This is a genomic window from Rhodococcus sovatensis (genome assembly GCF_037327425.1).
GTDB classification, from domain to species: Bacteria; Actinomycetota; Actinomycetes; order Mycobacteriales; family Mycobacteriaceae; genus Rhodococcoides; species Rhodococcoides sovatense.
The window spans coordinates 2,406,622-2,418,421 of the sequence record NZ_CP147846.1 but is presented as its reverse complement, the minus strand read 5'-3'; the positions used below and the strand labels follow the sequence as shown (position 1 = coordinate 2,418,421).

Here is an 11,800-nt window from a genome sequence, read left to right as displayed (position 1 = left end):
ACTGGTGCCCGTGACCGACGACGACAGTCCCTCCACCGTTGAACATTCGCGCCTTGCCGAATCGCCGGGAGTCAGCGGCCCGTGGCGGCAGTGGGGGCCGTATCTCGCCGGTCGTCAATGGGGCACTGTGCGTGAGGACTATTCAGCGGACGGCGATGCCTGGCAGTCTTTTCCATTCGATCAATCGCACGCGCGCGCGTACCGCTGGGGAGAAGACGGATTGGGTGGAATCAGCGATCGTTTCGGTTTCCTCAATTTTGCGTTCGCGCTGTGGAATCGCAAGGATCCGATCCTGAAGGAGCGGCTCTTCGGGCTCACCAACGGTGAGGGCAATCACGGTGAGGACGCCAAGGAGTACTGGTGGGTCGTCGACGGCACTCCCACCCACAGCTGGATGCAGTGGCTCTATCGCTACCCGCACGCGGAGTACCCTTACCAGCAGCTTCGTGACGAGAACGCCCAACGCGGGCGTGACGAACGCGAGTACGAACTCGCCGATACCGGGATTCTCGCGGAGAACCGATTCTTCGACGTGCAGGTGACGTACGCCAAGGCCTCGCCCGACGACATCTGCATCGTCATCTCGATCACCAACCACGGTCCCGAGGCCGAGTCGGTGGACCTGCTGCCGCACCTGTGGTTGCGCAACACGTGGGCGTGGGGACGCGACGACCGGGCGGGAATCCTGAAGGAGGTCGTGCCACCGGACCTTCAGGCCGGCGGCATACGCGCTGTCGAGGCCGAGCACGGGTTCTTGGGAAGGTACTACCTCAGTGCGGAGGGGCACCCCGAAGTTCTGTTCTGCGACAACGAGACCAACGCCGCCGAGCTGTGGGGCCAGGAGAACCGCACGCCGTTCAGCAAGGACGGAATCGGACATCGCGTCGTAAATGGGGACGAGAGCGCCGTCAATCCAGACAAGACCGGAACCAAGTCGGCATTCTGGTTCGGCTTCGACGATATCGCTCCCGGAGCTACGGTCGAAGTCAAACTTCGCCTGTCCACCAACGCTCCTGACGAGCAGACTTTCGGCCGTGGTTTCGACGCCGTCGTCGCCGATCGCCGTACCGAGGCCGACGAGTTCTACGGAAAGATAATCGGCGCTGATCTGGACGAGCAGGATCGTCACGTCGCTCGGCGAGCCTATGCCGGTCTGCTGTGGACCAAGCAGCTCTACCGGTACGACGTCGATCAATGGCTCGACGGCGATCGAGTAGGCGAGCCTGCACCCGAGTCTCGCCGAGCCAAAGGTGGACGCAACACGCATTGGCGGCACTTGGCGCTTGCAGACGTGATCTCGATGCCCGACGAGTGGGAGTATCCCTGGTTCGCCGCATGGGACCTGGCATTCCACACGATTCCGCTGGCACACGTCGATCCGGACTTCGCCAAGGAGCAGCTCGTGCTCATGTGCCGCGAATGGTCCATGCACCCCAACGGTCAACTGCCCGCGTACGAATGGGAGTTCGGCGACGTCAACCCGCCGGTGCACGCGTGGGCGGCGTGGCACGTCTACCGCATCGACGGCTATCGTGACCGCGACTTCTTGGTCCGCGTGTTCACGAAACTGCTGCTCAATTTTGCGTGGTGGGTCAATCGAAAGGACTCCGAGGGTTCGAATATTTTCGAGGGCGGATTCCTGGGAATGGACAACATCGGACTGTTCAACAGATCCGCGCCGCTGCCCCCTGGTTTCCGGTTGGAGCAGTCCGATGCAACGAGCTGGATGGCGTTCTACTGCCAGCAGATGTTCAAGATCTCGCTGGAACTTGCCCGGCACGACAGCGCGTGGGACGACGTCGCAACCAAGTTCTTCGCCCACTTCCTGTCGATCGCCAAGGCGGTGAAGTCGTTCGGTTCGCAACATATTTCGCTGTGGCACGAGGAGGACGGTTTCTTCTACGACGTGCTCGTGCCTCCGGAAGGGGACGCGGTACCGCTTCGGGTGCGTTCGATGGTTGGATTGCTGCCGATCCTCGGGGCGACCGAGATTCCGTCGTGGGTCGAGGACGAATGCCCCGATCTGACAGCACGATTGCGATGGCTCCAACGTCGTCGGCCCGAGATGATCAGTCCGTTGCTGGCGCGTAAGGACGGCAGCGAAGTGAGGGTGTTGCTGTCGCTGGTCGAACCCGAGCGGCTGAAGCGAGTTCTGTCGCGAATGTTCGATTCCGAAGAGTTCTTGTCACAGTACGGAATTCGTTCGTTGTCCGCTTCGTACCGGGACGGGGTGACCTACGACATCGATGGGCGTAGCCTCTCGATCGAGTACGAGCCGGGGGAATCCCGGACCGGGATGTTCGGCGGAAACTCGAACTGGCGCGGCCCGATCTGGTTCCCGGTCAACGTTCTGCTCGCCGACAAACTGCGTGCATACGGTCGCCACTACGGCACGTCGTTCACGATCGAGATCCCGACCGGCTCCGGCAACCACTGCACGTTGACCGATGCCGCCGACCTCATCGACAACGGTCTGGCTTCGCTGTTTCGTCCGGTGAACGGTAAACGGCCTGCCGATGGTGACCGGATCGAATCCAGTGACGATCCACTGTGGAGCATGCACCCGACCTTCAACGAGTACTTCGACGGTGACACCGGTGAAGGCCTCGGCGCTTCCCACCAGACGGGATGGACAGGACTGGTTGCGCACCTGCTCCGGCCGCGGCTACCGCTGTGAGGCGGCTCACCTAGAGTGGGGCTCATGAAGATCCGCGGCGCAGTACTCGAGGAAATCGGACGATCACGGCCCTTCGCCGAATCACAGCCCATCTCGATCTCCGAGCTGGAGCTCGCACCGCCAGGAGTCGGCGAAGTCCTCGTCCGTATCGAGGCCGCAGGACTGTGCCATTCGGACCTGTCCGTCGTCGACGGAAACAGGGTCCGGCCGGTGCCGATGTTGCTCGGTCACGAAGCTGCCGGGCGCGTCGAGTCCGTTGGCGACGGCGTCGACGACCTGCCGATCGGAACACGGGTGGTGATGACCTTCCTACCGCGCTGCGGTGACTGCGCGGGATGCCGGACGGACGGTCAGATGCCGTGCATTCCCGGCAGTGCCGCCAACAATGCGGGAACGCTGCTCGACGGCGGTGCCAGGCTGGTCCGCGATGGTACCGAGGTCAAGCATCATCTCGGGGTCTCCGGATTTGCGACTCACGCGGTGGTCAGTCGCAAGTCCGTCGTGGCAGTCGACGACGACATTCCAGCCGACGTTGCTGCTGTGCTCGGCTGCGCGGTTCTCACCGGTGGGGGAGCCGTACTCAACGCGGGCCGGCCCAGGCCTGGGCAGTCGATCATGGTGATCGGTCTCGGCGGCGTCGGGATGGCGTCCGTTTTGACGGCAGTGTCCGTCGGGGCAGGGGAAGTCATCGGCGTCGACGGCGTCGCGGACAAACTCGCCACTGCTCGGGAACTCGGTGCGAGCCAAACCTATTCGCCGGCCGAGCGTGAAGAGCTGGGAATCAGGGCGGACATCGTCATCGAAGCTGCCGGAAATGCGCGAGCGTTCGAAGCGGCCGTGGCCGCGACCGCACCCGGTGGAACGACTATCACCGTCGGACTCCCGTCGCCGGACGCCAGGTCGTCGATTTCGCCGCTCGGCCTCGTCGCGGAAGCGCGTACCATCATCGGGAGTTACCTCGGTTCCGCGGTACCGGCACGGGATATCCCGAAGTACGCCCAGATGTGGCGTGAGGGAAGGCTTCCGGTGGAGAAGCTGATCAGTTCGCGCATAGGACTCGACGACATCAATCGTGGGATGGACGAACTGGCGGACGGCAATGCGATCCGTCAGATAATTACCTTCTGAGCGCGATGAACCTCCACCACCGGCGCGCGGGTCGAGGGAGGGCGTCGATCGAGTACAGGTAGTCGAGGAATTCTCGAGCTTCCTGTGCCGAGTTGCTGCGTGGGTGACTTCTTTCCCAAGTGACGAACAGTGAACCGAACCGATCACCCAGCATCGACGCTTCGATCGGGAGATGGCGGGCAACCGCTCCGGCACGCTTTCTTACCAGGGCAGTGGACGCGACGGACAGTGCGTCGGAATCGAAGCCGATCGGCAACGGACCACCCGCAACGAGGGCACGAACGAGTTCGCTCTGACGGCTCCCGAGATCGCTCACGACCGTACCCATTCTGTGCTGGTCGCAACGGGTTCCATGCACGCGGCGTCGGCGATCGCATCCAGCTCGGCCAGGAGTTCGGCCGCAGGTGGGTAGTGGCCGTCACGCTCGAGCATGACGGCAGGTCGACGCCCCGAGTGTGTCAGTTCGCGGAGCAACTCCACGACCTCGCTCGGCACCGGATCGGTGTGGGTGTCGTGATAGACACCGTCGCGAATGCTCCCACCGGCGATGTGACAGTATGCGATTCGATCCAACGGCAATCGCTGCAGCTCGGTCCACGGATCCCTCCCGCGATTGAGGGCATTGGCATAGACGTTGGCGATGTCGAGAACCAACGCAACGCCGGTGCGGTCGATCAGCTCGGCAAGGAATTCTCCCTCGGTCAGCTCGTCGTCCGGCCAATCGAACAGGGCGGCAATATTTTCCATTGCCAATGGCACGGGTAGACCGTCTCCGGTGATCGCAATGTTTCGGGCCAGTGCGTCCAAGGCCTCGTACGTGCGCGGTACGGGGAGCAGATGCCCGGCCTCGATGCTGCCTGCTCTCACGAAGGCGATGTGCTCGCTGACGAGAGGGGCATCGAGGAGCGTCGCAACCCGTGCGAGATTCTCGACCCGCCGGCCGTCCACTGTCTCGTCGCTGCCCAACGACAGCGAGACACCGTGCGGAACAATCGGCAGGTCCAGCTCGGTCAGCGCCGTCGGTGCGACGGTTCCGACGGATTCTGCGATTACCTCACAGAAGCCAAGACCATCCAACTGGGCGATGATACCTGCGATCTCGGGTCGCCAGCCGATTCCAAGTCCGCTCAGTGCAGTCATCCGCCGCACCCCCCTCCGCAGCCGCCTCCGCCGCCTCCGCAGCCGCCGCTGCCTCCATCGCCGCCGCTGCCTCCGTCGCTGCTCAATCCCGCCGCGCTCGCCAACCCCGGATCGATCAACAGCAGTGCGGATCCGGCAAACAAGGCGGTGGAAACGCCGGCCATGCGTGGTCCGTATGCGGCGAATGCAGGTCGGGCGCTCGGCGCCAGGTAGTCGTGAGTTCCGGACAGTGTCCGGACCGCTGCTCGTCCAGCGCTCGTACGACCGTCGGAGTAATGCAGTACGGTCGCGGCGATCAGGACGCCGAGGACTGCCAATACCAGGAACAAGACCGGCTTGCCCAACGCGATCCCGAAAACGATTCGAGCGATTCCGATATTTGCAAGGACGATGAGCGGGACGATGTTGATAGTCAGACTTCGCGACCACGATGGCGGTGCACATAACCCGCCGTGGACCAACGACTGCCGCAGCGCGGCTGTCTCCGATGCCAAGTGGCGTGCGAAAGTCCTTCGCTGCCCGGACGCGGTGGCCAGCGCGAGTTTCTTGTGCACGGCCCGGGTGAACGGGTCGAACGTGGAATCGCTGTACGGAAGCGTCCGCACAACGTCACCGCTCGCCGTGATGATGCCGGCGGTGCGGAGGATCGCCAGTGACGCCGCGATCGCCCGGCCCGGCCCGCCTGCCAGCATCCCCAACTCGGGCGGCGTCAGGCGCTCTGCGGATACCGTAGGTGAGGGATTCGGGCTGAACAAGATGCGGTACGCGACCGCCACGACCACGAGAGCGAGCCCGGTGACGACGTAGAGCTTCCAGAACACGTCCGACGGAATTCCCCAGGTGTCGGTCATCCCCACGCCTCCTCCCCAACAAGGTTGTCTGCCAACTGATGTCAGTATCAGGGTGATTGGCGAAAAAGCGAGATGAGGAGATTCATCGTCACCTATCCGTTACCGGCGTACCGCGCTTTCCGGGTAGGTCAGTAGGCTTCGAGGTGCACGAAGTGTCGAGAAGTTGTCAGAGCGGAGCAGCGAAGTGAGTTCAGCAGCACCTATCCGAGTCGGCGTCCTGGGTGCCCGCGGCAAGGTGGGTCAGGCCATCTGTGCTGCCGTCGACGCGGCCACGGATCTGGACCTCGTCGCCACCGTCGACCAAGGCGATCCCATGTCGTCTTTCGTCGACGCGGAGACTCAGGTGGTAGTCGATTTCACCCATCCCGACGTCGTGATGGACAACCTCGAATTTTTGGTCGGGCACGGAATTCACGCCGTCGTCGGAACCACGGGTTTCGACGAGCAACGACTCGACACTGTCCGGTCCTGGCTGGCAGCGACCCCGGACACCGGCGTTCTCATCGCGCCCAACTTCGCCATCGGTGCGGTTCTGAGTATGCGGTTCGCCGAGCAGGCCGCACGGTTCTTCGATTCGGTCGAGGTCATCGAGCTGCATCATCCGAACAAGGCGGACGCGCCTTCGGGTACCGCGTACCGCACGGCGCAACTCATTGCCAAGGCTCGTGAAAAGGCAGGCGTAGGTCCGTCGCCCGATGCCACGACGGCCGAATTCGACGGAGCTCGCGGTGCCGAGGTCGACGGAGTGCGCGTGCACTCGATCCGCCTCGCCGGACTCGTCGCACATCAGGAGGTCCTCCTGGGCACGCTGGGAGAGACGCTGACGATTCGTCACGACTCGCTCGACCGGACGTCGTTCGCGCCGGGAGTTCTCCTCGGGGTACGCGAAATCGCCGCGCGACCCGGTCTGACCGTCGGACTCGATCCGTTCCTCGACCTGTAACCCGGCCATGAACAAAGCAACGAAGGTTCTGCTCGTCATCGGCGTGATGGTGCTGATTCTCGGGTTCTACTTCTATCTTCTCGGGACCCGCGGAGTCTCGCTGATCCAGACCGGTGGCGCGGTGAACATCGGACTCGGGATCGGTGTCATTCTCCTTCCGATCATCGGCGTCTGGATTGTCGGTGCCACGCTGAAGGCCGGGTTCGAGCACCAACATCTCGCGCAACGGATCAGTGAGGAGCATCTCGAGCTGGACGTGTCCGAGTTGCCACGTATGCCGTCGGGGAGAATTTCACGCGATGCAGCGGACGAGATGTTTCAGCAGGTCAAGGCCGAGTGGGAGAAGGACCCGGACAACTGGCGCAACTCCTACCGCCTGGCGAGGGCGTACGACTACGCGGGAGACCGCGGTCGTGCCCGCGAAACGATGAAGCGAGCGGTCGCACTCGAACGCGAGGACGCCGCCTGACGATGTCCACCCTCCTCGTCGTTCACCACACGCCGTCGCCGCCGACACACGAGCTGCTGGAGGCTGTGTTGGCGGGCGCGGCGGATCCTGATATCGAGGGCGTGAGCGTGCGCTGTGTACCTGCTCTCGGCGCGACCGTGCCCGATGTCCTGGGCGCGGACGGATACCTGTTCGGGACGTCGGCGAATTTCGGCTATATGAGCGGCGCGCTGAAGCACTTCTTCGACACGACCTACTACCCGTGTCTGGGCGCCGTTGCCGGACGTCCCTACGGGGTGTGGGTGCACGGCAACAACGACACAGTCGGCGCCGTCTCCGCCGTCCGGAAAATTGCGACCGGTTGGGGGCTGGAGCTGGCCGCGGAGGCTCTCGAGCTCACGAAGGTGAACAAGGCCGCCAGGGATTCCTGCTACGAACTCGGAGGGACCCTCGCCGCGACGCTGATGGGCTGACTATCGTCGCTTTCATGACCGACCGCTATGCGAGTTTTCTTCCTGCGGAATATCGAACTGAAACACAACCGATTTCGACGACCTGGAAGTGGCGCGACACCGAGGTTCACGTCGCCCGCGCCGGCACCGGAGAGGCGCCTGCCCGGGTGCTGGCCATCCACGGAGCGGGCGGGCATTCCGGTGCCCTGTGGCCGTTCGCCGCGTTGGCCGCAACCAGGGGAGCCGATGTGCTGTTTCCGGATATGCCGCTGTACGGGCGAACGGTCGTGGCCGACCCCGGCCGGGTGCGCTACCAGGACTGGGTCGACATGCTCTGCGACCTCGTTGTCGCTGAGCGGCAGCATGATTCGAGGCCGTTGATACTCTTCGGTGCAAGCATGGGCGGAATGCTTGCCTACGAAGTTGCCGCACGCACGGGCGAAGTCGCGGACGTGGTTGCGACGTGCTTGCTCGACCCCTCGGATCCAGCCGCACGCTCGGCGGCTGCCCGCTACAGCGTCATCGGGGGACCGGCTCCTACGTTGCTGAAGATCGGTGCCTCGATGCTGGGCAGGGTCCGGGTACCGGTGCGGTGGTTGATGGACATCGACAAGATGAGTCTCGACCCGGCACTGTCCAGAACCTGCGCCACGGATCCACTCGGCGGCGGGGTGTCGGTACCGCTCGGATTTCTCAGTAGTTTCATGTCCTTTCGGCACACGCGCCCCGAGAACTACTCGGGACCGAAGGTCACGCTCGCGCATCCTGCGGAGGATCGCTGGACACCACCGGAAATCAGTATTCGGTTCTTGAATCGAATCGCCGGCCAGAAGACTCTCGTCCTGCTGGAGGGATGCGGACACTTCCCGATCGAGGAGCCGGGGTTGTCGCAGCTCGTCGCGACGATGGAAGAAATCGCCCGCACCCACGGATGGAACCCTGACGCATGCGCGAGATGACCTCGGCGATGGCCAGACGCACCGCGCTGGCAGCTCAGGGATTGGCGTCTGCGCACCCGGTGACCGAGCGGGGCGCGTCGACGCGAGCTGTGCACAAGGTGATCGGCAACAACCGTCTGCTGCAAATCGACTCGGTATCCGTGCTCGTTCGCGCGCACTATGCTCCCGTGTTCAGCCGGGTCGGTTCCTACGACCGTGGCGTGATCGACGCCGCAGCGTGGACCGATACGGCTCGAAAGCCGCGCACACTCGTCGAATACTGGGCGCACGAGGCGGCGCTCATCCCCGTCGAAGACTGGCCGTTGATGCGCTGGCGGATGGAGCTGTACCAACATGGGCGGTGGAGTGGAGCCAAGACGGTGCTCGAACGTAGCCCCACTCTCGTCGACGATGTTCTCGACGTGATTGCCGACCGTGGACCGTCCAGTGCCGGTGAGATCGAGCGTGCCCTCGAGACACCTCGCCCTGGGCGCAAGGGTCCGTGGTGGGATCGCAGCGACGTGAAGATCGTCTGCGAGCAGCTCTTCGCGGCGGGTGTCGTGTCGGTCGCCACGCGTGCCGCGTTCGTCCGGCACTACGACTTGACCGAACGGGTCGTTCCCTCCCACATCCTGTCGCAGCGGATCGACGAGGCCGATGCCGTACGAACCCTGGTGGCTCACTCTGCGCTCGCCTTGGGTGTAGGCACCGAGCCGGATCTGCGTGACTACTATCGTCTTTCGTCGAAGCAAACGAAGACCGCGATCTCCGAGCTGGTGGAGGCTGGAACCCTCGAGCAGGTCGCCGTCAAGGACTGGGGCGCTCCCGCGTATCTGCACACAGACGCGCGCACGCCCCGGTCGGTCAGAGGCGCTGCCCTGCTGTGTCCGTTCGATCCGATGATCTTCTTTCGCCCGCGCGTCGAGCGGATCTTCGGTTTTCATTACCGCATCGAGATCTACACCCCACAGCACAAACGGGTGCACGGCTACTACGTGTTCCCATTTTTACTCGACGGCGAGCTGGTGGCGAGGGTGGACCTGAAGGGGGATCGGGCACGGTCCGAACTCCAGGTCCTCGGCGCGTTCGTGGAGGGTGAGCGTGATGCTTCGGTTATCGCCGACCGGCTTGCGCCGGTGCTTCGCGAATTGGCGGGGTGGCTCGAACTGGAGACGATCACGGTCGGTGAGCGAGGCGATCTCGTCTCCGCATTGGCGGTCGCAATGTGAACGATCCACGCTTCGGTCAGCATGAGGAGCCCATCGGTGCCACTATTTCAGATGTGACAACGCCTGCGTCTGCGCAATCGAGTGAACTGCCACCTCAGGTCGTGGTGCTGTTCGGTGCCACCGGTGACCTGGCCCGAAGAAAACTGCTGTCCGGGATGATGCACCTGGCACTGTCCGATCTGGCGCCGCGGATACGCGTCGTCGGAACGTCGCTCGAGGAGATGACGAGCGACGAGTTCCGTCAGATGGCACTCGAAGCCATCGACGAGTTCTCCACGCGCAAGGTGTCGGAGGAGCAGTGGCGACAGTTCGCCGGCAAGCTCAGCTACGTATCGCAGAAGGCCGGTCCTGCGGCTCTCGGTGAAGCTGTCGCGCGTGCGGAGATCGAACTCGGACCCGGTACGAGACGACTTCACTATCTGTCCGTACCGCCGAAAGCTGCTCTGGCAGTTGTCGAAATGCTCGGTGCTGCCGACCTGGTGAAGCGGTCACGCATCATCATGGAAAAGCCGTTCGGCACCGATCTTGCGAGCGCAATCGCGCTCAACGCCAAGGTCCACGAGACGTTCGACGAAGACCAGATCTTCCGCATCGATCACTTTCTCGGCAAGGAACCGGCTCAGAACATTCTGGCGTTCCGGTTCGCGAACGGCCTGTTCGAGCCGATCTGGAATCGCAACTTCATCGACCACATCCAGATCGACATTCCGGAGAAGCTGACGTTGGACGGACGAGCCAACTTCTACGAATCGACCGGTGCTTTCAAGGACATGGTCGTCACGCACCTTTTTCAGGTGCTCGCGTTCATGGCCATGGAGCCACCCACCGCACTCGAGCCTCGGGCGATCAGCGAAGAGAAGAACAAGGTGTTCCGCTCGATGCTCCCCATCGACCCACGGAAGGTGGTGCGCGGGCAGTACGCCGGATACCGGTCCGAGCCGGGGGTAGCCCCGGATTCGGAGACGGATACATTCGTCGCTCTCCGGTGCGAGATCGACAACTGGCGGTGGGCTGGCGTGCCGTTCTACCTTCGGACCGGTAAGAGGCTGGCCGAGGGCCAGCGCATCATTTCCATCGCGTTCAGGGAGCCGCCCAAGAGCATGTTCCCTGCCGGTTCGGGCGTCGGTGCCCAAGGGCCCGACCATCTGACCTTCGATCTGGCCGACGCATCGAAGGTGTCGCTGTCGTTCTACGGAAAGCGTCCGGGACCAGGCATGCGGCTGGACAAATTGAGCATGCAGTTCGGGATCCATGAAACCGAGCGAGTGTCCGACGTCCTCGAAGCGTACGAGCGCTTGATTCTCGACGCCATGCACGGCGATCACACTCTGTTCACCACAGCCGAGGGCATCGAGCGGTTGTGGGAAGTATCGGCACCGCTGCTGGCGGACCCGCCGCCGGTGCGTCAGTACACGCCCGGTTCATGGGGTCCCAACGCCATTCACCAGCTGATCGCACCGCATGCGTGGCGGTTGCCGTTCGAGCGGGCATGGCGCGAGAAGAAGTAGCTCAATAGGGACGTTCCTTGCGCATCTGATCGCGAAGGGCTCCCTGAACTGCCTGCGAGAGCCACGAATTGAGCGACACACCGTTCATCGACGCGGCCTCCTCGGCGCGCTCCTTGACGTGCTCGACCATGCGGAGTGTGACGCGTCGCATCTCACCGGTGACGTCGTCCATCGTGGGGTAGTCCTCTGCTCCGCCCGGCTGGTCGCCGTCGGGCGCAGTTTGGGCGGCGTGCTCGGTGACGTCGGCAACAGCATCCGTTCCGGCAAGCCGAAGATGAACCGTGTGTCCGTCCAGCTGCTCCGAAATCTCGTCGGCGAAGTCCGAGAGCGCCTGCAGCAACATCAATCTCGCCGACGCTTGCGCTGCAGCCCCGAGGCTGTCTGCTGTCTTTCTCGTGTGATCGTCGCCCAGGGCGGCTGCAGCGAGTAGGTCTGCCCGCAGCGCGGAGGTGTACTTGTCGAGTTCCATGACGTCAGTGTGGCGTC

General features: G+C 63.5%; 12 protein-coding genes. 8 read left to right on the top strand and 4 right to left on the bottom strand.

Going from position 1 to position 11,800, the window contains the following annotated elements:
• Window positions 1-10: 10 nt before the first annotated feature.
• Both WDS16_RS11270 and WDS16_RS11265 read left to right on the top strand, forming a co-directional pair.
• Window positions 11-2,677: an MGH1-like glycoside hydrolase domain-containing protein gene (locus WDS16_RS11270; RefSeq protein ID WP_338892747.1), complete on the top strand. Its 2,667-nt coding sequence runs from the start codon at window positions 11-13 to the stop codon at window positions 2,675-2,677.
• Between the two features lie 24 nt (window positions 2,678-2,701).
• Window positions 2,702-3,805, top strand: a complete 1,104-nt coding sequence (locus WDS16_RS11265; RefSeq protein WP_338892746.1) for an alcohol dehydrogenase catalytic domain-containing protein — start codon at window positions 2,702-2,704, stop codon at window positions 3,803-3,805.
• Here WDS16_RS11265 and WDS16_RS11260 read toward each other — a convergent pair.
• From WDS16_RS11260 to WDS16_RS11250, 3 genes are read right to left on the bottom strand one after another with little or no spacing between them, the layout of a single operon-like run.
• Complete coding sequence (locus WDS16_RS11260) at window positions 3,795-4,121, bottom strand: hypothetical protein (RefSeq protein ID WP_338892745.1); 327 nt, start codon at window positions 4,119-4,121, stop codon at window positions 3,795-3,797. The genes WDS16_RS11265 and WDS16_RS11260 overlap by 11 nt on opposite strands.
• Window positions 4,118-4,945: a DUF692 domain-containing protein gene (locus WDS16_RS11255; protein ID WP_338892744.1), complete on the bottom strand. Its 828-nt coding sequence runs from the start codon at window positions 4,943-4,945 to the stop codon at window positions 4,118-4,120. Before WDS16_RS11255 ends, WDS16_RS11260 begins: the two co-directional genes overlap by 4 nt.
• Complete coding sequence (locus WDS16_RS11250; protein ID WP_338892743.1) at window positions 4,942-5,796, bottom strand: TIGR04222 domain-containing membrane protein; 855 nt, start codon at window positions 5,794-5,796, stop codon at window positions 4,942-4,944. Before WDS16_RS11250 ends, WDS16_RS11255 begins: the two co-directional genes overlap by 4 nt.
• Before the next feature lie 184 nt (window positions 5,797-5,980).
• On the opposite strand from WDS16_RS11250, the gene dapB reads away from it, so the two are divergent.
• The 6 genes from dapB to zwf are packed head-to-tail and all read left to right on the top strand — an operon-like array spanning window position 5,981 to window position 11,314.
• Window positions 5,981-6,739 (top strand): 4-hydroxy-tetrahydrodipicolinate reductase, encoded by a 759-nt coding sequence (dapB, locus tag WDS16_RS11245; protein ID WP_338892742.1) that lies wholly within the window; start codon window positions 5,981-5,983, stop codon window positions 6,737-6,739.
• 7 nt (window positions 6,740-6,746) lie between these two features.
• Window positions 6,747-7,208: a hypothetical protein gene (locus tag WDS16_RS11240; RefSeq protein ID WP_338892741.1), complete on the top strand. Its 462-nt coding sequence runs from the start codon at window positions 6,747-6,749 to the stop codon at window positions 7,206-7,208.
• Window positions 7,209-7,210: 2 nt separating this feature from the next.
• A complete protein-coding gene (locus WDS16_RS11235) occupies window positions 7,211-7,660 on the top strand; it encodes a flavodoxin (RefSeq protein ID WP_338892740.1) in 450 nt (149 codons plus the stop codon).
• A gap of 14 nt (window positions 7,661-7,674) precedes the next feature.
• Entirely contained in the window at window positions 7,675-8,598 is a 924-nt protein-coding gene (locus WDS16_RS11230) for an alpha/beta hydrolase (RefSeq protein WP_338892739.1), read from the top strand.
• Window positions 8,586-9,806, top strand: a complete 1,221-nt coding sequence (locus WDS16_RS11225) for a winged helix-turn-helix domain-containing protein (RefSeq protein ID WP_338892738.1) — start codon at window positions 8,586-8,588, stop codon at window positions 9,804-9,806. Before WDS16_RS11230 ends, WDS16_RS11225 begins: the two co-directional genes overlap by 13 nt.
• A 53-nt stretch (window positions 9,807-9,859) precedes the next feature.
• Window positions 9,860-11,314, top strand: coding sequence for a glucose-6-phosphate dehydrogenase (gene zwf / locus WDS16_RS11220; RefSeq protein ID WP_338892737.1), 1,455 nt, complete (start codon window positions 9,860-9,862; stop codon window positions 11,312-11,314).
• Window position 11,315: 1 nt separating this feature from the next.
• Here zwf and WDS16_RS11215 read toward each other — a convergent pair whose 3' ends face one another.
• Window positions 11,316-11,783, bottom strand: coding sequence for a hypothetical protein (locus tag WDS16_RS11215; protein ID WP_338892736.1), 468 nt, complete (start codon window positions 11,781-11,783; stop codon window positions 11,316-11,318).
• Window positions 11,784-11,800 lie beyond the last annotated feature (17 nt).